This window comes from Bifidobacterium lemurum (genome assembly GCF_014898175.1).
Taxonomy (GTDB): Bacteria; Actinomycetota; Actinomycetes; order Actinomycetales; family Bifidobacteriaceae; genus Bifidobacterium; species Bifidobacterium lemurum.
On the sequence record NZ_CP062948.1, the window covers coordinates 2885106 to 2906199 of the forward strand.

The following is a 21094-nucleotide window of genomic DNA, read 5'->3' on the forward strand; positions in this document are numbered from 1 at the left end:
CCGTTCTATGCGCGCGCCTTGGCCGCCTCGATCCACTTGTTCAGCAACGCCTCGGCCTTGCCGGAGTCGACGGCCTGTTCGGCGATGCCGTAGGCCACCTTGAAACGCTCGGCGAGCGAGGCGTCGGCCGGCACCTGACGACCATCGGCCACGATGGCGGAGGCGGCGTTCAACAGCGCGGTGGTCCGGAACGGCACATCCTTGCCGGCGAAGAAGTCACGCGCGGCCTGGGCGTTGTATTCCGGCTCTCCGCCGCGAAGATCGTCGAGGGAGACCTTGGCCAGTCCCAGTTCCCCGATCGGATCGAATTCGGTTTCGCTCACCTGCCCGTCCTTGAACTCCCACACGGAGACGGGGCCGGTCGGGGCGAGCTCGTCAAGACCCTCCTGCGAGGTGTACACCATGCCGCTCTGGCCATTGGCCGCATAGACGGCCGCCATGATCGGACTCATGGCGCGGTTGGCGCAGCCGATGGCCATATGCTTCGGCGTGGCCGGATTCGTCAGCGGACCGAGCACGTTGAACACGCAGGGCACGCCGAGCGCTGCGCGGATCGGTCCGACGAACCGCATGGCCGGATGGAAGGTTTTGGCGAACGCGAAGGTGATGCCCACCTCATCGGCGATCTCCCCCACGGCCTGGGGATCGAGCTCCAGCGGCAGACCCAGCGCCTCGAGGCAGTCGGCCGCGCCGCTTTTGGATGAGGCCGCGCGGTTGCCGTGCTTGACGATCTTCACACCGGTGGAGGCCGCGACGACCGACGCCATGGTGGACAGGTTCACGGTGGCCGCGCCGTCGCCGCCGGTGCCGACGATGTCGGTGGTCTCCCCCGACACATGCAGAGGCACCGCGTGCGCGACCATCGCCTTCGCCGCGCCGCGCACCTCGTCGGCGGTCAGCCCCAGCTGCTGCTGGGTGGCGAGCACGGCGCCCACGGCCGCCGGATCGGCGTTGCCCCGCATCAGATCGTCGACGAACCACTCGGATTCCTCGGCGGTCAGATGGTTGCCCCCAACCAGTTTCGTGAGGATCGACTTCCAAGTGATTTCGGCCATGATGCCCTCCTTGACGCATGCCACGTCGTTGTTGTGTTCCGTCCGCCATTGTAATCGCCTTGCGTTATCGCCAGTCGGCACGTCCGTATCACGGATGGTCTCGCCCTGCATGGATCGTCCCGAATGCGTGAAAGGGAGCCGACCATCAGGTCGGCTCCCTTTCACGTCGATTACGCTCGTCCGAATGACGTTATGTCATAAGGATGCCTTCGTCGCGGAAAGCCACTTCGACACGCCCGTCATGCAGCACGATGATGCGGTCGGCACGTCATAAGGATGCCTTCGTCGCGGAAAGCCCACTAGGCTTTCCGCTCCTCGGGTGAGCCGCTTATGGCGATGCCTTTGGCATCGCCGGCGGCTCACTCTTCGTTCTGGCCGTGGCACATCTTGTACTTACGGCCGGAACCGCACGGGCATTCGGCGTTCTTGCCGGTGCCGGGATAGGTCTTGCCGTCGGCCCACGGGGTCTTGAGCTCCTCGCTCTTCGGGCGCTTGTTGGCGGGCACCTTGCCTTCGGCGTGGCTGATCGGCGCGGGACCGACGATCACGGGATTGCCGTTCTCGTCGCGGGTCACGTCGTCCGCCTCATCGCCCTCTTCGACGGCCTCGGCCGACTCGCCTTCGGTCGCTTCGCCGGACTCGGCCTCCGATTCATCGGACTCGGAAGAGACTTCGGCGGCCTCGATGCCTTCGCCGGCGGATTCGATGCCCAGCGCGGCCTCGGTGGCCTCGACGGCGGCGTCCTCGTCCTTCTCGGAGGTGAGGTCCTCGGTTTTGGCGACCTGCTGGACATCCACATGGAAGAGCAGCTGGACGCTTTCCTCCTTGATGGCCTCGACCATGGAGTTGTACATCTGGAAGCCCTCGCGCTGGTATTCGACCAGCGGGTCGCGCTGGCCCATGCCGCGCAAGCCGATGCCGTCCTTGAGGTAGTCCATCTCGTAAAGGTGCTCGCGCCACTTGCGGTCGAGCACGGCGAGCACCACGCGGCGCTCCAGCTGGCGCAGTCCCTCTTCGCCGAGCAGTTCCTCGAACTTGGCGTACTGCTCCTTGGCGTCGTCCACGATCAGATCGCGCACGGCCTCGACGGCCTTGTCGCCCTTGAGCTTGCCCACGGCCTCCTTGGCGTCGTCCATCTCCACCTTGGTGGGGATCACGGCGGCGAGGGCCTTGAACAGGCCTTCCCAATCCCAATCGGCCGGCTTGTCGGAGCCCTTGTTGGCGCCGCGCACGTAGGATTCGACGGTTTCGCTGATGAAGCGCTCGATATCGCCATGGATATCCTCGCCCTTGAGCACGGCCTGACGCTCGGCGTAGATCACCGTGCGCTGCTTGTTCATCACGTCGTCGTACTTGAGCACGTTCTTGCGGATCTCGAAGTTCTGCGACTCGCGGGCCTTCTGCGCGGTGCGCACGCCCTTGGTGACGGACTTGGCGTGGATCGGCTCGCCCTCCGGCATGCCCTTGGCCATGACCTGGGCCACCAGCTGGGTGTTGAACAGACGCATCAGGTCGTCTTCCAGCGACAGGTAGAAGCGGGACTCGCCCGGATCTCCCTGACGGCCGGAACGGCCGCGCAGCTGGTTGTCGATACGGCGGGATTCGTGGCGTTCGGTGCCGAGCACGTACAGGCCGCCGAGTTCGGTGACCTCCTCATGCTCGTCCTTGACCTGGGCCTTGACCTCGTTGAGGGTGCCCGGCCAACGCTTCTCGTACTCCTCCGGAGTGTCCTCGGGCGAGTAGCCCTCGGCCTTGAGCTTGGCGTCCGCGAGGAACTCGACGTTGCCGCCGAGCATGATGTCGGTACCGCGGCCGGCCATGTTGGTGGCCACGGTGACGGCGCCCTTGCGTCCGGCGACCGCGACGACCGCGGCCTCCTTCTCATGCTGCTTGGCGTTGAGCACCTGATGCGGGATCTTCGCCACGTCGAGCAGCGAGGAGACGATCTCGGAGCTTTCCACGGAGGCGGTGCCGAGCAGCACCGGCTGGCCCTTGGCGTGGCGTCCGGCCACGTCCTTGATGATGGCGGCGAGCTTCTCCTTCTTGGTGCGGAAGATGAAGTCGTCCTGGTCCTTGCGGATCATCGGGCGGTTGGTGGGGATCGGCAGCACGCCCAGCTTGTAGGTGCTCATGAACTCGGCCGCCTCGGTTTCGGCGGTACCGGTCATGCCGGCGAGCTTGTCGTACATACGGAAGTAGTTCTGCAGGGTGATGGTGGCGAAGGTCTGGTTCTCGGCCTTGACCTCCACGCCTTCCTTCGCTTCGATGGCCTGGTGCAGGCCCTCGTTGTAGCGGCGGCCCGGCAGGATGCGGCCGGTGTGCTCGTCGACGATGAGCACCTCGCCGTGGGTCACCACGTAGTCGCGGTCGCGCAGGAAGAGCTCCTTGGCCTTGATCGCGTTGTTGAGATAGCCGATCAGCGCGGTGTTGGCCGGCTCGTACAGGTTGTCGATGCCAAGGAAGTCCTCGATCTTGGTGATGCCCGGATCGAGGATGCCGACGACCTTCTTCTTCTCGTCGACCTCGTAGTCCTCGTCGCGCACCAGCTTGACGACGAGACGCGCGAACTGGCGGTACCAGCGGGTCACGTCGCCTTCGGCCGGGCCGGAGATGATCAACGGGGTGCGGGCCTCGTCGATGAGGATGGAGTCGACCTCGTCGACGATGGCGTAGTGGTGGCCGCGCTGCACCAGGTCGCCCTTCTCCCACGCCATGTTGTCGCGCAGATAGTCGAAGCCGAATTCGTTGTTGGTGCCGTAGGTGATGTCGGCGTTGTACTGCTTGCGGCGCTCCGGCGGCTTCTGGTCGGTGATGATGCAGCCGACGTTCAGGCCGAGGAAGCGGTAGATGCGGCCCATGAGCTCGCTCTGGTAGCTGGCGAGATAGTCGTTGACGGTGACCACGTGCACGCCCTTGCCCTCGAGCGCGTTGAGGTAGCTCGGCAGGGTGGCGACCAGCGTCTTGCCTTCACCGGTTTTCATTTCGGCGATGTTGCCCCAGTGCAGGGCGGCGCCGCCCATCAGCTGCACGTCGAAGTGACGCTGGCCGAGCGTGCGCTTGGACACCTCGCGCACGGTGGCGAAGGCCTCGGGCATGATGTCGTCCAGCTTCTTGCCGTTGTCGACCTGTTCCTTGAACTTCGCGGTCTGGGCCTTGAGCTCCTCGTCGGAGAGCGCGGAGATCTCCTCCTCCAACGCGTTGGTGGCCTTCGCCACGTTCTCAAGCTTCTTGATCTGTCGGCCTTCGCCCATGCGCAGGGCTTTGTCAACAATGTCTACCACGTGTCACTCCTCTGTCGTTCGTGTGGACCGTTACCGAGCATAGTCGCGTTTCCTCCATGACACGACCTCACTTCGACCAAATTACGCAACTTTGTGCATATCCGACGGCCAGCCGTGCTGCCACAACGAAAAGCCCGCAATCCCAAACGGGACTGCGGGCCAGCGATCAGACTATCGACGGAGCGTCTTACTGAATGTTCTCCGGAGTGTCGATCTCGAACACGCCGTAGCTCCAGCCGTGACGGTGGTACACCACGGACGGACGGTTGGTCTCCTTGTTCACGAACAGGAAGAAGTCATGTCCGATAAGCTCCATCTCATACAGCGCCTCGTCGATGCTCATCGGCTCCGCGATATGCAGCTTGCGGCGGATGACGATCGGCGTGTCCCCAACCTGGACCTCCACCGACTCGCCCGGACCGAGATCCGAGGCGACGGCGGCCTCCGGGCTGTTGTTCGGCTCCTCCTCCGGCTCTTCCACCGCGACGGGAGCGACCTCGCCCAAATCGACCGGCAGCGGATTCGAGTATCCGCGACGATGGTCCTTGCGGCGGTCGCGCGTGCGGCGCAGACGCAGGGTCAGCTTGTCCAAAGCCATATCCAGCGCGCTGAACTCATCGGTGCTGGAAGCCTCGGCGCGCACCACGGTACGACCGGCGATGATGGTGATTTCCACCCGCTTGGCGGTATCCGCCTGACGGGGGTTGCCCTCATGCGTCAGCACGATCTGCGCGCGCTGGGCGTCGGGGGCGATAGCGGTCACACGATTCATCTTGCTTTCGACGACATCACGGAACCTTTGCTTGATCTGCGTGTGGCGTCCGGTAACGACGATTTCCATGTGGACCTCCCTTGACTCAAGCGGTTGCCCGCTATATGTGTTCCGAACAGCGTCATCACCGCTCGGGTACGCCCCATTGTACCCAACCGATGCGCGAACGACGGGAAAACGCGCGGGAAGTTTTCCCAAAGATCATGGCGCGTCGATATTCCCTATCCACTGGTATAGTTGTGCATTTGAGACCTCTTGATGGCCGCGGCCGTGATCTTCATTGGGATCGGCTGAGGAACTTCCGGGCTCCACAGAGCACGATGGCGGATAACGTCCGCCCAGGGCGACCTGAGAGATAGCGCAACAGAGAACAGACCGCCCGTCCTCGACGGGTAAGGGTGAAACGGCGGTGTAAGAGACCACCGGGGACCTGGTAACAGGGACCGCATGGCAAGCCTCATCGGGAGCAAGGCCAAGCAGATGACGGCAAGGGCTGCTCGCCCGTGTCATCGGGTAGGCTGCTAGAGCCTGACGGCGACGTCAGGTCGAGATGGATGGCCATCCGCGCGCGTTTCGGCGCGCGTGACAGAACCCGGGGTATAAGAGGTCTCACTTTCCTCCCCCATCCCACGCTTTTGCCGGCGGGACATATCCGCAACGAACCCGCCGCGTATCATCCCAATCACCTCCAACCTCGCCCATACCGCCGCAGACCCATCCCAACAAATCCCGCCGCACGGCCCCAATCACTCCTCCTCCATCCATATCCACCCCTCTTCCAGCCATATCCACCCATCTCCACCCACGCGCACCATGCCCAGCCCCTCCTCCACCCACGCGCGTCACGCTCAACCGTCTCCACCCGCATACGGCGCTTTCCGACCAGACGCGGCCAACCACCTCGAAACGTCGTCGACTTCGCAGTTCAACGAAGGGTGTGCGAAATTTGCGACGTTTGAGGGACGCCGAACGTCGTGGATTTCGCACAAGGTCCGTCGAACTGCGAAATCCACGACGTTCCAGCCTCGCCGGCATCACATGTTCAGACACACGGGTCGAAACTTCGAGCTCTACGCCACCTCAGTCCTCGGCTTGGCCACCTGCATCACGGCAGGTGTGGATCGTTCGGACCGTCCACGCGTCGCCCTTTCAACGGTGATGAAACCTATGCCTGACGCTCGTACAACGAATACCGCATATCCGCGTGCGGAACCTCCGCCCGCTCAAGTTTCATCACCAGTGATGTCCGATCGACCACCTCATGGTGAAACACACGCACAATCTCATGGACTCCCGCCCGTCGCAACCCCATCTCCCGAGAGCGTTCATTGGAGACCAGCTCAGCGACGGTTCTGTCCCGCGTCATCGAGCCGTCTACGTACTTGCGCACGCCGTCGTATTCCAGAACGACGATTCTCCCATCCGGACAATGCCACACGTAATCCACACGATACTGGTTTATGGGATTATCCGGATCCACGAACACATGCTGCAGCTCGGGAATCGCAAACCCCTCCTCGATAATCACCGCCCTGCACAACGACTCCCCACCGTTTTCGCTGAGCGGATCGGCATAATGCAACAAACGGAACACCGGTCCGCACGCATCCTTCTTGCCGTCGCATACCGCCACTATCTCGTCTTCCGTGACCAGCTGGCGGCGGAATGCGGAATCGAACAACGCCAACGCGAACATGAAAGGCATCGATAATCCGCAGTCGACCAACGTGCGCGCCACGGTGGTGACATGAATCTTCTGCCCGCGGTACAGGACTTCCTGTGTGGGAATCGATGGCATATATATGCGTCGCAGCTTTCGATATCCTTTGACGCTATGGCAGGACCCTTGCGTGGCTATAGTCACCGCGCCATCATCATGAAGGGACCAGGAATGGTCGATTCCCAACATCGCCGCAGCGCTCAAACCGGCGAAGACCCACTGGGTATGCCGCCTCGCCAACGAGGCTACGACATGCTGCGTCTTCTCCACCGCGTTAAGCCCGTTCCAATATTCAGCACGCGCATATAGGGTGCGATACGGGCACACCGCCTCGCCCGACTTCACCCGGCGCCTGAGTTTCGCACGCGTCGTGTCGTCCTCTCCGACGACGCACCGTCCGGCCTTTTCGGCATCCGCAAACAGCTCGTTCATGTTCAGACCTCTTTATCCGAATAGTTGTGATGAACCGCAACCACAACGTCCCTTTGCGCGCATCCTCTCCGTCGAGTCGCAACCGGCCTCATCCTGGTTGACGATAGTGGTGCGTCACCATCCCTCACATCCAATGTCGTAAACTTCGCAGTTCAACGAAGGGTGTGCGAAATCGACGACGTTTGAGGGACGTCGAACGTCGTGGATTTCGCACAAGGTCCGTCGAACTGCGAAATCCACGACGTTCCAGTCCGCCATATGCGTCGGCCATGGCCATCCGCCGGATGATGGCGACGAGAGACACCTGCCATGTGCAGCGTCCAGACCCTCCGACGGTTGATGGCAGAGAAGGACGCATTAGGGTTGTGCGGTTCAGGTGAAGAGTTCGGCGGCTACGGCGCGTAGGGTTTCCGGATTGTGGCCTTTGCGACCCCCTGCGCTCCAGAAGCGGCGTTTGCGTGTTTGTGGTTCGAAACCGCGGGTTTTACGTGCGACGGAACGTCCCAATTCCCATGCCGATTCCTCGAACACGCCGCTGGATTCGGCTTCGGCGCAGACATGCTCGGCCATGGAGCGGCTTACGCCTTTGCGGACCAGCTCCATCATGGTGCCCCGCCGGCCCATCATACGGCCCGCACAGTAACGCACCGCCGACTGGGCATAGGCTTCGTCGTCAAGCAGCTGCACGCGGGTGAGCCGTTCGATGACCTCGTCGACGATTCCGTCCGCGTATCCCTTGTCAAGCAGGCGGGTACGCAACGCACCCGACGCGCGGGGAGCCGCGTCGAGCAGACGCAATGCCGCCTCGCGGCAGGCATCGAGATCCAGTCCGTCCACCTCGTCGCCGGCGCACGCGACGGACGGGCGCGCCGAATGTCTCCGCACACCCGAATCGGCACAGGTGAGAGGCTCGGCAAAGCCATGGCGGCCGGTCGACGAGTGACGGCTAGTCGACGCATGACGGTCAGCCGACATACGACGATCAGTCAAAGCGGAACCATCAACAACGACACGACCGCCATCCACAGTGCAGATGTTTCGACGGCCGGACGAAACGGAACAATCGACCAAGACGGGATCATCAGCCATGACACGACCACCGTCCACGGCACCACTGTCGGACACAACACGAACGTCGGCCGAGACGGAACCATCGGCCAAAACATGGCCGTCCTCCAAGACACGACCGCCATCCACAACGCAGCCGCCTGTGCGACGGCCGGTCGAGACGGAACTGTCGACCGAGGCGGGTCTGTCGGACAGGACGCGGTCGCCAGCAGGGCGACGGCCGGTCTGGGCATGGCGGGCGACGTCCGCTTCGGATACCGGAATCGCCACGCCATGCTCAGCCAGAAACGCTTCCGCGCCAATCATGCGAACCCACCTCCGTGAAGAGTGTGAATCATCTACGAAGACTCGCTACTTCGCGGCCTTCGACGATTTCGAACCGGTCGCGTTCGTTTCGCTCGCCGCGGGCGATTCACCGCCCTTGGCGGCTTCGGCGGCCGTCTTGGTGGCCTCGTCCTCGGCGAACTGGTCGGTCGGTTCGATCAGCCCGAACTCCATCTTGACCTTGTTCTCGATCTCCTCGGTGACGGCCGGATTGTCCTTGAGGAACCTGCGCACGTTCTCGCGGCCCTGCCCCAGCTGATCGCCTTCGTAGGTGAACCAGGAACCGGATTTCTTGACCACGCCCACCTGAATGGCCATATCGAGCACGGACCCCTCGCGGGAGATGCCCTCGCCGTACAGCACATCGAATTCGGCGGATTTGAAAGGCGGCGCCATCTTGTTCTTGACCACCTTGACGCGCGTGCGGTTGCCCACGGCCTCCTCGCCGTTCTTCAAGGTCTGCACGCGACGGATGTCGAGACGCACGGATGAGTAGAACTTCAGCGCCTTGCCGCCGGTGGTGGTTTCGGGATTGCCGAAGAACACGCCGATCTTCTCGCGCAGCTGGTTGATGAAGATGGCGGTGGTGCCGGCCTGTGCGAGCGCGCCGGTCATTTTGCGCAGCGCCTGGCTCATCAGACGGGCCTGCAGACCGACATGGCTGTCGCCCATCTCGCCCTCGATCTCCGCCTTGGGCACCAAGGCGGCCACGGAATCGATGACGATGATGTCGAGCGCGCCGGAGCGGATCAGCATATCGGAGATCTCCAACGCCTGTTCGCCGTTGTCGGGCTGGGAGACGATCAGTGAATCGGTGTCGACGCCGAGTTTGCGCGCGTACACCGGATCGAGCGCATGCTCGGCGTCGATGAAGGCCGCCACTCCCCCGTTACGCTGCGCGTTGGCGACCGCGTGGAGCGCCAACGTGGTTTTGCCGGAGGATTCCGGCCCGTAGATCTCCACGATGCGGCCACGGGGTAGGCCGCCGATGCCGAGGGCCATGTCAAGGGCCAGAGAGCCGGTGGGGATGACTTCGACGTCCTGTTCGACGCGATCGCCCAAACGCATGGCCGAACCTTTGCCGAAATTCTTCTCCACCTGCGCCAGCGCGGTGTCAAGCGCGGCTTTGCGCAGGGGATCGAGTTCGGGCTTGGCGGAGTTCCCGCCTGTTGCCTCCTGCACGGTGGGCTTCGTCTGCTGTGCCATGATGGCCTCCTTCATCGTCGTGCGGCGAATACGTCATTCCACCGTATGGGTGTTATGTCGCGTAAGGCAAGCGGAATCGACCTATGTGGTCCGAGCCTCCGCCCCGCGCGACCCCGACCGGCGATTTTCCTTGTCATAGCAAGGTTTTCGCATCGGTCGGCGCAAACCCACTCGCCGAGTCTGCCGTCGTCACTGCGGACCACTATACCCCCAGATACGAACATTTGTTCGATTTTTCGAAAGGACACGCCGACATCCCAGTCGGCGCGTCACGAATCCCGCTCCCGCACAGACGCGACGCATCGCGCTATGGCCTTGTCGCTAGCGTCCGCCAGCGGCCCGCTCCCGCACAGACGCGACGCATCGGAAACCAAATCGCATGGACGCCACTCCGTCCAGGTGACGACAACGGCCACCGCGCCAACGCGCCATACTATCGTCCGGAAGCATACGGCATCGGCGGTGCGTTATGATCCCTGCCCCACCGCTCGCCGTCCGGCACCTCCATCTGGTCGCACAGCACGTTCCATATCGTGCGGGGCTCCTCACCGGCCTCCAACGCCTCGACCACGGTCATGCCGCCCAGACGGTCCAGCCGCTGGTCGCGCGACAGACTACGGCCATAGACACGCCCGAACACCTCTTCGAGCAATTCCCAGAATTCCCGTTCCCGCATAACAGACCAATCTACCGCCATGCCCCAAACATGACAACGCCCGGCCCGCATCCGACAAAACGCGGATACGGGCCGGGCTCGACCGATACGCCTTACGCGCCGGCCTCTTCGAGATGGTCGGCGACCATGCGCAGCATCTGCGCGGTGCTCACGCCCAGCGCTTCGGAGATGGAGGTGAGCAGCTCGGAGCTGGCCTCCTTCTGCCCACGTTCCACCTCGGAGAGGTATCCCAGCGACACGCCGGCCTTCTCGCTGACCTCGCGCAGGGTCTTATGGTCGCGCGTGCGCAGGTCGCGCAGCACCTGACCGATGGCCTCGCGCAGCGACAACCGCTCGTTCGCTTTGGATTCCTCACGGACTCGCGCGGTGGAGCGCGGCTTGACGTCGGCGTCCTCCTCCTGCCACATCCGAGTGAGCGCCGCCTGGCGTTCGTCCTTGGCCTTCTTGGCGGCGCGCGCCTTGATCACCTGCTGTTGCGCGAACATCACCGCGCGGCGCTGGGCCGGGGTCAGCTCGCGCATGCGCGCGGTGCCCGGACGCACCATAGCCGGCGCCGCGGCGCGAATCTCCACTTGCTGTTCGTTGCGGGTCAGCGTCTCCATAATTCCATCCCTTGCGTCGTGTATCGGAACATCTACTCTTGTCAACACGACGTCACCGGGTTTTTATTCCTGAAAAATTGCTAGGAGTTGGCTCAAGTTTTCCAAAACGCGTGCGACGCTCAGGCGACGGACCTCCTCGCGAGTGCCGCATAACCGCAGTTCGACGGCTTCGGCGCGGCGCTCATCGCGCCCGTCGCACGCGCAGGATGGCAGCGAAACGCCGATATACACCAGTCCGGCCGGTTTGTCGCCGTCCGGACCGGGGCCCGCGACGCCGGTGGTGGCCAGGCCGATCACCCGGTCGCCGTATTGCGGCTGCGCGTACAGCCGCGCCGCGCCCTCGGCCATCTGCTTCGCCACATCGGGATGCACCGCGCCCTCGCGTTCAAGCAACGAGCCGTCCACACCGAGTATGGAGGCCTTGGCATTGATGTCGTAGGTGACCGCCGACCCCAGCAGCACGTTCGAGGCGCCGGGAATCCGCACGAACGCGTCGGACAGCAATCCCCCGGTAAGCGATTCGGCGCAGGCGATCTTCAGCCTGCGCTCCTCGCAATACGCCAGCACACGGGCCGCGAGCGCGTCGCATCGTTCCCGAGTCGCCTTCTCCTCGTCCGAGGACGAACGGCCCCTTTCACCGACGCATGCCGTTTCGGCCATGGCCGGACCGGACTCGTCGTCGGATGAGGGGGCCGCGCACGCGTCGTTCCGTCGAGTCATCGCGTCAGGATTCGGCCTCGCCGGCGGACTGCTGCTTCCTGCCGCCGGCAAAGGTGTTGTACAGGTAGACGCCGCCCGAATACAGGCACAGCACCAACGCCACGTAGATCATCGCGTAGGTGAGGAAATAGTAGACGCTCATCCACATCGGAGTCGTCTGCCCGGCGTCCAGCGACCACATCGGCAGCAGCAGCATCGACAAGCCGACGCACTGGAACACGGTTTTCAGTTTGCCGGGCCATTCGGCGGCGATCACCTTGCCGCCGGTGTCGATGACGAAGAAGCGCATCACGGTGATGCCGATCTCGCGCACGAGGAACAGGATGGTCACCCACCAGCCGAGTTCGCCGAATATGGAGGCGAGGATCAGCGCGCCGCAGGTGAGCAGTTTGTCGGCGATCGGATCCATCAGTTTGCCCAGCTCGGTGACCATATGGTATTTGCGGGCCATCCAGCCGTCGATCTTATCGGTGGAGGCGGCGATGATGAACAGCACGGCGGCGACCCAACGCATCGTCAGATTGTCCGCGCCCCACGGGCCGGCGAGCGCCGCCAGCACAAGAAACACCACCACCAGCACGATGCGCGAGTAGGTGACCAGATTCGGAGGGGCGTTCCATCCGTCCAGCAGCGACGATTTCTTGGATGTTTGAGTCTCAGTCATACAGCACACGTTACCGCACATGCTCTACCGAAGAGGTGGATGCCGGCTGGGGGAACGCTGATGGCATCACGAATCGAGCGTGCCCTGCTGGGCGGCGGACGACTGCAGGGAGTCGGTTTCGCCGCGGATGAAGGCGAGCACGGCCGGCAGGTCGGCGGGTTGGACCAGCACCTGGCGGGCTTTCGACCCTTCGGAGGGGCCGACCACGCCGCGTGATTCCAGCAGGTCCATCAGACGCCCGGCTTTGGCGAATCCGACGCGCAGCTTGCGCTGCAGCATCGACGTGGAGCCGAACTGCGTGGTGACGACCAGTTCGGCCGCCTGCAGCAGCACGTCCATATCGTCGCCGATCTCCTCGTCGGGTTCGACGGCCTTCTTCTCCGACTCCTGCGCCATCTGTTCGATGTCGTCGCGATAGCGCGGCTTGCGTTGGGTGCGCACGAATTCCACGGCCTTGCGGATCTCCGATTCGGACACCCACGAGCCTTGCACGCGGATCGGCTTGGCCGAGCCCATCGGCAGGAACAGCGCGTCGCCCTGGCCGATCAGCGCCTCGGCACCGACCGTGTCGAGGATGACTCGCGAATCGGTGGCCGAGGAGGTGGCGAAGGCCAGTCGCGAGGGGATGTTCGCTTTGATCAGACCGGTGACCACGTCCACGGACGGACGTTGGGTGGCGAGCACGAGGTGCACGCCGGCGGCGCGCGCCAGCTGGGTGATGCGCTGGATGGAGCTTTCCACATCGTTTTTCGCGACCATCATCAGGTCGGCCATCTCGTCGACGACCACGAGGATGTACGGGTATGGGGCCACCTTGCGCTGGGATCCGAGGGGGGCGTGCACCTTGCCGGCACGCACGGCCTCGTTGAAGTCCTTGATGTGGCGGAAGCCGAAGAACTCCAGGTCGGAGTAGCGCGCGTCCATCTCCTTGACCACCCATTCCAAGGCCTGCGCGGCCTTTTTGGGATCGGTGATGATCGGCGTGAGCAGATGCGGGATGCCCGCGTAGGCGGAGAGCTCCACGCGTTTGGGATCCACCATGATCAGACGCACCTGTTCGGGGGTGGCTCGCATGATGATCGAGGTGAGCATCGAGTTGATGAAGCTCGACTTGCCGGATCCGGTGGCGCCCGCCACCAGCAGATGCGGCATTTTGGCGAGGTCGGCGGTCACGAAGTGGCCCTCCACGTCCTTGCCGACGCCGGTGACCATGGGATTGGGGTCGTTCATGGCCTTGTCGGAGCGCAGCACGTCGCCCAGATGCACGATCTCGCGGTCGACGTTGGGGATTTCGATGCCGATGGCGGATTTGCCGGGGATCGGCGAGAGGATGCGCACGTCGGAGCTGGCCACCGCGTAGGCGATGTTGCGCTGCAGGTTGGTGACCTTCTCGACTTTGACGCCCGCGCCGAGCTCCACCTCGTATTGGGTGACCGATGGGCCGCGCAGGAAGCCGATCACCTTCGCGTCCACATTGAACTGCTGGAAGGTGGAGGTCAACGCTGCGATCACCTTGTCGTTGGCCGGGGTGCGCATCGCATGCGGCTGTCCTTTGGACAGGATGTTGAGATTGGGCAGCTGGTAGGGCTTCAGCGCGTCATCGGAGTCGTCCTGCTCGTCGTCCGTGCCGGCGTCGTCGAACTCGCCCGCAAGGGCGGAGTCGGACGCACCGAGGGCCACGGTGGAGCCTTCGCCGTCAGCGGAGACGGCCGGAATGACGCCGGTGGCGATAGGCGCCCACGGGTCGTGTTCGGGATCTGCGAGCGCGGGCATCGTCACCGTGCCGCCTTCCACGTCGCCGCTCGGACCGGACATCGCCGTGGTGGGAGCGTCGGTCGAGGGGAATTCCATTCCCATGACCTGCGTCGCGGAATCCATCGCCGGCATGCCGGCCGGTTCGATAAGCGATGTTTCGGCGGCATCGCCATGCCGGGACGCCGCGGTGGCGAAGGGATCGTCGGCTTCGTAACGTTCCAGGCCGCCGTCATCCACGTTCTTGGCGCGACGGAACAGGCGCGCGAACAAGCCGGGTTTGCGCTCGGATTGCTCCTCGGCCGTCTCGTCGCCGTCGTGCGAGGGAACGCCGTCGGCGAACGCGAGCGTGCCGTCGCCGACACGCACCTCGTTGGGGAACTGGTCGGCCGCTCCCTCTTCCTCGCCCGCCGGCCGGTACGGCTTGTTGCGCAGTCTGGCCCATGCACGCGCCAGCACTTCGGGCAGGTCGGTCACATGCGTGCCGGTGATCATCAGCAGGGAGAACAGGCCCACCACCACGAAGACGGCGATCGCGAACGCGTTGGACAGGCCCCAGGCCAAAGGCGAGCCGAGGAAGAAACCAAACAGGCCGCCGGCCTTCTGCAGCACGGCGATGTCGAATTGCGTGGATTCGGCGGCGAGCGCCACGTCGATCACCGAACAGATGGACCACAGCAGCAGCACCCAGCCGGTCACCACGCGCGGATTGTTCGACTCCCTACCGGAGTTGCGCATCAGACGCACGGCCACATAGAACAGCAATACCGGCAGCACCACGCTCATCACGCCCAACACGCCCGAGGCGACGGCGTGCAGGAACTGTCCGAAGGGGCCGTCCACACGCACCCATTCGGAGGCGCAGAACAGCACCGCCAGCACCATCAGCAGGAAGCACAGGCCGTCGCGGCGGTATGCGGGATCGTACTCCCCCACACCGGTGATCGAGCGCACCGCGGTGCCGAGGGCCCGCGGAATCGCGAGCAGGATTTTCTTCCACATCGGCTCCGCGACATCCCCGAATTCGGGCTGGATCGCGGTTTTGCCGTCGCGGGCGCCTGACCCGCCGGTGGTTTTACGGGACTTCGCTGAACTCTTCGAAGATGATGATCGTGCCATAACGGTTCCCGATTCTACGCCACGGCGGGCCTATGGTCGGCAGCGACGCCAAGTTTTGCCGCGCAACGACACCCGACCCTCACACCTTGGGATCCGAAGGACGTCCGCCGCACACGATATCGCGCCATACCACGCGGATTCGCACCGCGTCGGCCGACACCGGCATTCGAAATATCGCGAGGATGCGCCTTTGCGCAAGGCAAGCCGGCTATCATCGTGATATGACTCCAGCAGAGCGTGCGAGCGCAGTCGCATTTGCATCGAAGAACTGCGCGTTGGAAGCGATGACGCCGGGCGACGCGACGATGCGCGCCGCGGCGGACTACGAGCGGGGAGACATCGACGTCGCCCGGCTGATCGAGATCGCCGACGAATCCACCGCCCGAAAGATCCAAAGCAACGGCCGTCTCGCCGACGGCAGCCTGGACGACCATGCCACGGACCATGCGGACAGCGTGTTCGCCCGCACGGTGCTGCTTGCCGAACGCCGATGGCCCGCCTCCGGGGATCTGGCCGAATTGACCGCCATCCATAGGGGATTGTTCGAAGGCGTGTTCGCGGACGCGGGCGCGCTGCGAACCAGCGACACGACGCGCGAGGCGACGGACGACAAAGCCCGCGCTAGGAATCCCGAAGCGTTCTTCCCCGCCGCGCTGATCGAGACGGGCGCGTTGAACATCGCCACCGAACTGGCGGACAAACGCAATCTGCAGGTGTTGGACCGCGACGTGTTCGTGCGCGAGTTCACAAGGATCTACGACGAGTTGGGATATCTGCATCCGTTCAAGGGCGGCAACGCGATGGTGCTACGCATGTTCGGATCGCGGCTCGCGCATGACGCCGGTTGGGATCTCGACTGGGGTTCGGTGACCCGTGAGGGATACAAATCAGCCAAACACGCGGCCTATCGCGGAGACACCGACGCGCTGGAACGCATGTTCGCGGGCATCGTCCGTCCGGCGAATCCGACCCGCGTGTTCCTGATCGCCGGCTGGGACCAAGGTCCGGCGCACTGACGGCCCGCGTGTTCCTGATCGCCGGCTGGGACCAGGGGCCGGCGCACTGACGGCCCGCGACGCCGACCATGAGACCGCGCTCCGCGGTTCCGGACGCGTGTCGAAGACCTTGCACGGCGGATGACAAGCGGAACACATGGGCGTGCCGCTTGTCATCCGGCATGCGGCACGCTCGCTTCGACGGAATTCCGACGCTAGCCGATGTCGCCCAGATGATGCTGAACGTACTCGTCGGCGCGCGCGTCGATGGGATCGTAGTCGCCGGCGTCGGCGTGGGCGATGATCGCCATCGCGTTGTCCACCAGACGCGGGTTCAGCGCCTCAAGCCAGTGGATTCTGGGGTCGCGGCCGAACCAGCCCATCTGCTTGCGGGCCAGCCGCTTGGTTTTCTGCGCGATGTCGGAGAAGAGCTCCTCCTCGTCGATCAGCCCGTCCTCGAAGTCGATGACCTGCTGGTATCCGAGCGCGCGACCTGCGGTGACGCCCAACCGCGGACGCAACCGCCGCACCTCGTCGACGAATCCCTCATCCAGCATCCGCCTGGTGCGGATGTCGATGCGGCGGTCGAGCTCCCCACGGTCCAGATCAAGGCCGATCTGCACGCTGGGAATCACATACCGGTAGCGCGGCAACGTGGCCGAAAACGGGCGGCCCGTCAGTTCGATGACCTCCAGCGCGCGGATGGTGCGCCGGGCGTTGCGAGCGTCCATATTCGCCGCGGCGACGGGATCCTTGTCGCGCAGCTCGGCGAACAGCGCGCCCGCGCCTTCGGTCCGTTCGCGTTCCTCAAGCCTCGCGCGGATTTCCGGATCCGTGCCGGGAAAGGAGATGTCGTCGATGGCGGCGCGCGCGTACAGGCCGGAGCCTCCCACAAGAATCGGCCGGATGCCACGCGATTTAAGATCGGCGATGGTTTCGCGGGCGAGCGTCTGGAAACGGGCCACGGTCATCGTGTCGTCGGGGTCGATGACGTCGATGAGATGATGCGGCACGGCGGCCTGCTCCTCGGCGCTGGGTTTGGCGGTGCCGATGTCCATGCCGCGGTACATCTGGTAGGCGTCCGCGTTCACGATTTCGGCCCGCTCCCCCCGTTCGGCGAGCCGGCGCGCGATGGCGATGCCCAGCCCCGTCTTGCCCGAGGCGGTGGGCCCGACGATGGAGACGACGCGTGGGGATCCTTCGACTACGGCTCCGCCTCCGCTCAGGATGACGGAAGAGGAGGAGGCGTCTCCACCCGGGATGACGGGAGAGGAGGGAAGGCCGCCGTCCGGGACGACGGAGGGGCTAGTGGCGCACATGATAGGTCTGCCCGGCCTTCGGGTCGGGGTCGGCGATGAGGTTGTGACGGCCGGCGTGGGTGACGGTGGCGGTGACGAAATCGCCGATTCCGGGCATCGGCTCGCCTTCGGGCACGCCGATATGCACAAGCACGCCGGTGCGTTCGCGGCCGGTCACGCGGTGCGTGGCGGCGTCCTTCTTGCCCTGTGTGCCGGTGATCATCACCTCGACGTCCGTGCCTTCGAACTTCTTGAGCTCCTCCTCGGTGATGCGCTCCTGCAGCGCGACCAGACGTTCGAAACGCTCCTGCGCCACATCATGCGGTACCTGCTCCATTTCGGCGGCCGGCGTGCCGGGACGCGGCGAATAGATGAAGGTGAACGCGGACGAGAAGCGCGCCTCCTCGACGATGCGCAGCGTGTCCTGGAAATCCTCCTCGGTCTCGCCGGGGAAGCCGACGATGATGTCGGTGGAAATCTGCGCGTCCGGCATCGCCTCGCGCACCTTGCACAGGATGTCCATGAACTTGGCCGTGCGGTAGGAGCGGCGCATGGCGCGCAGGATTTTGTCGGAACCCGACTGCAAGGGCATGTGCAGCTGGTGCATCACGTTCGGGGTCTCGGCCATGGCGGCGATCACATCGTCGGTGAAGGCGGCCGGATGCGGCGAGGTGAAGCGCACGCGCTCCAGCCCTTCGATCTCGCCGCAGGCGCGCAGCAGTTTGGAGAAGGCGTAGCGGTCGCCGATGCCGTAGCCGAAGGAGTTCACGTTCTGGCCCAGCAGCGTGACCTCCTTGGCGCCGGACTGGACGCAGTCGCGCACCTCGGCGAGGATGTCGCCGGGACGGCGGTCCTTCTCCTTGCCGCGCGTGGTGGGCACGATGCAGAAGGTGCAGGTGTTGTTGCAGCCCACGGAGATCGACACCCACGAGCTGACCTTCGAGGCGCGCGCCGTGGGCAGGTCGCTGGGGAAATACTCGAGCTTGTCGGCCACCTCGACCTGCGGCCGGTCGGTCACACGGTTCTGTTCGAGCAGGCGCGGCAGCGAGCCGATGTTCTTCGTGCCGAACACGGCCGCGATCCACGGCGCCTTGTCGGCGATCCGCTGGCGGTCGAGCTGGGCCATGCAGCCGCCGACCGCGATCTGCAGATTGGGCCGCTGGCGCTTCATCTCCGCCCACAGGCCCACCGTGCCGTACATGCGTTCGGCGGCGTTCTCACGCACCGCGCAGGTGTTGAGCACGATCAGATCCACATCGTGCCCGTCGATCTGCTCCTCGGTGGCCGGCACGTAGCCGTCCGCCTCGAGCACGCCGGCGATGCGCTCGGAATCATGCACGTTCATCTGGCAGCCGAGCGTATGGATCTGGAACAATCCCTTGCCCCGCTCCCCCATGCGCGCGGTCGGCGCGTCCTGTGCGGTGGCGTTGCGTTCGGTTTCGGTCATCATGTCTTCGTTCATGACACACCATCCTATCGGCGGGGCTTGTCAGCTCGGCCTCTTCAGCGACCACACGGCTCATTTACAGGAAGGCGGGTATATTGGGAACGAGCGTGTTCACTCGGACGACAATCGGAGATGATCGTGATACTTGACCGCCACAACCGCATGAGCTCATCCGAACTGCAGGCCCGTCTCAGAGCCGTGGATCTGGGCGGAAGCCAGTTCGGGGTCGATGACATCACCAATTTCATCGACCAGATGCAGGTCTACGAGGGTGCGATGTACGAGATCAGCACCAAGCTGGAGATCCTCGACGGCGAGTTCCAGGTGCGGTTCAGCCACGATCCGATCCACCATATGGAACGCAGGCTCAAATCCATCAACTCCATCGTCGGCAAGCTGGAGCGCAAGGGACTGCCGGTGAGCGTGAACTCCATCCGAGACAACCTGTTCGACGTGGCCGGCATCCGCGTCATCTGCAACTACCGCGACGACGTGTATTCCGTGTCGAACTATCTGTCCTCGCAGTCGGACATCCAGGTGCTGCGCGTCAAGGACTACATCAAGAACCCCAAGCAGAACGGGTACCGTTCGCTGCATGTGATCTACGCGGTGCCGGTGTTCCTCTCCTCCGGCGCGCACTACACGCCGGTCGAGGTGCAGTTCCGCACCATCGCCATGGATTATTGGGCGAGCCTGGAGCACGCGCTGCGATATAAGACCGACCTGCCGGACGACAAGCTCGCCGAGCATTCGCAGACGCTGCTCGACTGCGCCCGTTCCCTGCAGAACATCGAGGTGCAGATGCAGAACATCCACCGCGACATCAACGGCGCCCCGCAGGTCGAGGAGACCCCGAAAACCACCGAGTGACCCGCGGTCTCATGGGCCGTCTAGCATGTCGGCTCATGAGGAGACAGGAATTCACGGGCATGCTGTGCCTGCTGCTGACGGCGATCATCTGGGGATTCTCGTTCGTCTCGCAGGTCTCCAGCATGGACGCGGTCTCACCCTTGTTCTTCAACGCGACCAGATTCACGCTGGGCGCCTGCTCGCTGGTCCCGGTGATCGCTCTGATGCGCCGGGGAGAAGGCGCGGACACCGCCGATCGCGCGGACTCCCCCGCCGAACGCCGTTCCCGCCGCCAACGGACCGTGGCCACGGGCATGCTGTGCGGCGTGCTGCTGTTCGCCGCCGGGACCTTGCAGCAGTACGGCATCCTCTGGGGGCGCTCCGCCGGCCGCGCGGGATTCATCACGGCCCTGTACATCGTGCTGGTGCCGCTGTTCGGTCTGTTCCTGCACCGCAGGGTGACCGCGCTGACCGGCGTCAGCGTCATCATCGCGCTTGTCGGCTTCTATCTGCTTTGCGTCGCCGATGGCTTCGACGCCATCAACAAGGGCGACCTGACCGTTTTCCTCGGCGCGGTGATGTTCGCCGCCCATATTCTCGCGATCGACACGCTGGGTGCGAAGGTGGAGCCGATCCGCATGTCCTTCGTGCAGTTCGCCACCACCGCGGCATTGAGTTGGGCAGGCGCCGCGATCGAAGGCTCCGTCGATTGGACGGGCGCCGCCTCATCCTGGGTGGCGATCCTGTATGCGGGCATCGCCTCCGTGGGCGTGGCGTACACATTGCAGGCCGTCGGTCAGCGGCAGGTGCCGCCCACCCGTTCCGCCGTGATCCTCTCATTGGAATCGCTGTTCTCCGCGGCGGGCGGGGCGCTGCTGCTCGGCGAGACGATGACCGCGCGGGGATACGCCGGCTGCGCGCTGATCTTCCTCGGCACGATTCTCGCCCAACTGCCGGCCAAAGTGCCGGACGCGCTGCGCCGACCGGACCGACGCACCATGCGCTGACGATCCATCACAAAGGCAAGGGCCCCGTCGGGAACCGGTCCGAACTTGGGGTTCGGAACGGTTCCCGACGGGGCCCTTACCTTTCGCCAGGCCGCACGGATGGGGCC

At 64.3% G+C, this 21094-nt stretch carries 17 protein-coding genes and 1 other RNA gene; 5 read left to right on the forward strand and 13 right to left on the reverse strand.

Annotation, left to right across the window (positions count from 1 at the left end; translation table 11 throughout):
• Positions 1–5: 5 nt before the first annotated feature.
• The 3 genes from trpD to hpf all read right to left on the reverse strand — a co-directional run bounded on the left by trpD (position 6) and on the right by hpf (position 5177).
• Positions 6–1055 carry an anthranilate phosphoribosyltransferase gene (gene trpD / locus BL8807_RS11545; protein ID WP_072725540.1) on the reverse strand — a complete coding sequence of 350 codons (1050 nt, stop codon included), beginning with the start codon at positions 1053–1055 and terminating at the stop codon, positions 6–8.
• Between the two features lie 359 nt (positions 1056–1414).
• Positions 1415–4336 (reverse strand): preprotein translocase subunit SecA, encoded by a 2922-nt coding sequence (secA, locus tag BL8807_RS11550; RefSeq protein ID WP_072725543.1) that lies wholly within the window; start codon positions 4334–4336, stop codon positions 1415–1417.
• Positions 4337–4523: 187 nt separating this feature from the next.
• Complete coding sequence (gene hpf, locus BL8807_RS11555) at positions 4524–5177, reverse strand: ribosome hibernation-promoting factor, HPF/YfiA family (protein WP_072725545.1); 654 nt, start codon at positions 5175–5177, stop codon at positions 4524–4526.
• A 177-nt stretch (positions 5178–5354) separates the two neighbouring features.
• On the opposite strand from hpf, the gene rnpB reads away from it, so the two are divergent.
• Positions 5355–5724, forward strand: an RNA gene (gene rnpB / locus BL8807_RS11560) — RNase P RNA component class A.
• Between the two features lie 549 nt (positions 5725–6273).
• On the opposite strand, the gene BL8807_RS11565 is transcribed toward rnpB, so the two are convergent.
• Together BL8807_RS11565 and BL8807_RS11570 are read right to left on the reverse strand one after the other, a co-directional pair.
• Entirely contained in the window at positions 6274–7260 is a 987-nt protein-coding gene (locus BL8807_RS11565; RefSeq protein ID WP_226847380.1) for a CTP synthase, read from the reverse strand.
• Positions 7261–7632: 372 nt separating this feature from the next.
• A complete protein-coding gene (locus tag BL8807_RS11570) occupies positions 7633–8235 on the reverse strand; it encodes a regulatory protein RecX (RefSeq protein ID WP_083570199.1) in 603 nt (200 codons plus the stop codon).
• Between BL8807_RS11570 and BL8807_RS11575 the strand changes: the two genes are divergently transcribed.
• Entirely contained in the window at positions 8218–8652 is a 435-nt protein-coding gene (locus tag BL8807_RS11575) for a hypothetical protein (RefSeq protein WP_072725547.1), read from the forward strand. The genes BL8807_RS11570 and BL8807_RS11575 overlap by 18 nt on opposite strands.
• A 27-nt stretch (positions 8653–8679) precedes the next feature.
• On the opposite strand, the gene recA is transcribed toward BL8807_RS11575, so the two are convergent.
• From recA to BL8807_RS11605, 6 genes are all read right to left on the reverse strand, one after another.
• Complete coding sequence (gene recA, locus BL8807_RS11580) at positions 8680–9858, reverse strand: recombinase RecA (RefSeq protein ID WP_094725162.1); 1179 nt, start codon at positions 9856–9858, stop codon at positions 8680–8682.
• A 433-nt stretch (positions 9859–10291) separates the two neighbouring features.
• On the reverse strand, positions 10292–10534 hold the full coding sequence (locus BL8807_RS11585) for a DUF3046 domain-containing protein (RefSeq protein WP_072725549.1): 243 nt from the start codon (positions 10532–10534) through the stop codon (positions 10292–10294).
• Between the two features lie 92 nt (positions 10535–10626).
• Complete coding sequence (locus BL8807_RS11590; protein ID WP_072725551.1) at positions 10627–11136, reverse strand: helix-turn-helix domain-containing protein; 510 nt, start codon at positions 11134–11136, stop codon at positions 10627–10629.
• 63 nt (positions 11137–11199) lie between these two features.
• Positions 11200–11856 carry a CinA family protein gene (locus BL8807_RS11595; protein WP_370737548.1) on the reverse strand — a complete coding sequence of 219 codons (657 nt, stop codon included), beginning with the start codon at positions 11854–11856 and terminating at the stop codon, positions 11200–11202.
• Between the two features lie 4 nt (positions 11857–11860).
• Positions 11861–12520: a CDP-diacylglycerol--glycerol-3-phosphate 3-phosphatidyltransferase gene (gene pgsA, locus BL8807_RS11600; protein ID WP_072725553.1), complete on the reverse strand. Its 660-nt coding sequence runs from the start codon at positions 12518–12520 to the stop codon at positions 11861–11863.
• Between the two features lie 66 nt (positions 12521–12586).
• Entirely contained in the window at positions 12587–15391 is a 2805-nt protein-coding gene (locus BL8807_RS11605) for an FtsK/SpoIIIE family DNA translocase (RefSeq protein ID WP_072725555.1), read from the reverse strand.
• A 221-nt stretch (positions 15392–15612) separates the two neighbouring features.
• On the opposite strand from BL8807_RS11605, the gene BL8807_RS11610 reads away from it, so the two are divergent.
• Entirely contained in the window at positions 15613–16407 is a 795-nt protein-coding gene (locus BL8807_RS11610) for a Fic/DOC family protein (protein WP_072725557.1), read from the forward strand.
• 194 nt (positions 16408–16601) lie between these two features.
• Here the strand turns inward: BL8807_RS11610 and miaA are convergent, their stop codons facing one another.
• On the reverse strand, positions 16602–17705 hold the full coding sequence (miaA, locus tag BL8807_RS11615; RefSeq protein ID WP_083570201.1) for a tRNA (adenosine(37)-N6)-dimethylallyltransferase MiaA: 1104 nt from the start codon (positions 17703–17705) through the stop codon (positions 16602–16604).
• On the reverse strand, positions 17692–19146 hold the full coding sequence (miaB, locus tag BL8807_RS11620) for a tRNA (N6-isopentenyl adenosine(37)-C2)-methylthiotransferase MiaB (protein WP_072725559.1): 1455 nt from the start codon (positions 19144–19146) through the stop codon (positions 17692–17694). The genes miaA and miaB overlap by 14 nt, the downstream gene beginning before the upstream one ends.
• 117 nt (positions 19147–19263) lie before the next feature.
• Here miaB and BL8807_RS11625 point away from each other — a divergent pair, with 117 nt between their 5' ends.
• Both BL8807_RS11625 and BL8807_RS11630 read left to right on the forward strand, forming a co-directional pair.
• Positions 19264–20001 (forward strand): GTP pyrophosphokinase, encoded by a 738-nt coding sequence (locus BL8807_RS11625; RefSeq protein ID WP_072725561.1) that lies wholly within the window; start codon positions 19264–19266, stop codon positions 19999–20001.
• A gap of 59 nt (positions 20002–20060) precedes the next feature.
• Positions 20061–20987 carry a DMT family transporter gene (locus BL8807_RS11630; RefSeq protein ID WP_072725563.1) on the forward strand — a complete coding sequence of 309 codons (927 nt, stop codon included), beginning with the start codon at positions 20061–20063 and terminating at the stop codon, positions 20985–20987.
• Positions 20988–21094: the final 107 nt, after the last annotated feature.

What these genes read in the sequence shown, in the direction of transcription:
- pgsA (WP_072725553.1), bottom strand. Translation starts at nt 12,520, where the DNA reads ATGACTGAGACTCAAACATCCAAGAAATCGTCGCTGCTGGACGGATGG.
- miaB (WP_072725559.1), bottom strand. Translation starts at nt 19,146, where the DNA reads ATGAACGAAGACATGATGACCGAAACCGAACGCAACGCCACCGCACAG.
- miaA (WP_083570201.1), bottom strand. Translation starts at nt 17,705, where the DNA reads ATGTGCGCCACTAGCCCCTCCGTCGTCCCGGACGGCGGCCTTCCCTCC.
- BL8807_RS11610 (WP_072725557.1), top strand. Translation starts at nt 15,613, where the DNA reads ATGACTCCAGCAGAGCGTGCGAGCGCAGTCGCATTTGCATCGAAGAAC.
- BL8807_RS11585 (WP_072725549.1), bottom strand. Translation starts at nt 10,534, where the DNA reads ATGCGGGAACGGGAATTCTGGGAATTGCTCGAAGAGGTGTTCGGGCGT.
- BL8807_RS11565 (WP_226847380.1), bottom strand. Translation starts at nt 7,260, where the DNA reads ATGAACGAGCTGTTTGCGGATGCCGAAAAGGCCGGACGGTGCGTCGTC.
- BL8807_RS11625 (WP_072725561.1), top strand. Translation starts at nt 19,264, where the DNA reads ATGATCGTGATACTTGACCGCCACAACCGCATGAGCTCATCCGAACTG.
- BL8807_RS11575 (WP_072725547.1), top strand. Translation starts at nt 8,218, where the DNA reads ATGACGGTCAGCCGACATACGACGATCAGTCAAAGCGGAACCATCAAC.
- BL8807_RS11570 (WP_083570199.1), bottom strand. Translation starts at nt 8,235, where the DNA reads ATGTCGGCTGACCGTCATGCGTCGACTAGCCGTCACTCGTCGACCGGC.
- BL8807_RS11630 (WP_072725563.1), top strand. Translation starts at nt 20,061, where the DNA reads ATGCTGTGCCTGCTGCTGACGGCGATCATCTGGGGATTCTCGTTCGTC.
- trpD (WP_072725540.1), bottom strand. Translation starts at nt 1,055, where the DNA reads ATGGCCGAAATCACTTGGAAGTCGATCCTCACGAAACTGGTTGGGGGC.
- recA (WP_094725162.1), bottom strand. Translation starts at nt 9,858, where the DNA reads ATGGCACAGCAGACGAAGCCCACCGTGCAGGAGGCAACAGGCGGGAAC.
- BL8807_RS11590 (WP_072725551.1), bottom strand. Translation starts at nt 11,136, where the DNA reads ATGGAGACGCTGACCCGCAACGAACAGCAAGTGGAGATTCGCGCCGCG.
- BL8807_RS11605 (WP_072725555.1), bottom strand. Translation starts at nt 15,391, where the DNA reads ATGGCACGATCATCATCTTCGAAGAGTTCAGCGAAGTCCCGTAAAACC.
- hpf (WP_072725545.1), bottom strand. Translation starts at nt 5,177, where the DNA reads ATGGAAATCGTCGTTACCGGACGCCACACGCAGATCAAGCAAAGGTTC.
- BL8807_RS11595 (WP_370737548.1), bottom strand. Translation starts at nt 11,856, where the DNA reads ATGACTCGACGGAACGACGCGTGCGCGGCCCCCTCATCCGACGACGAG.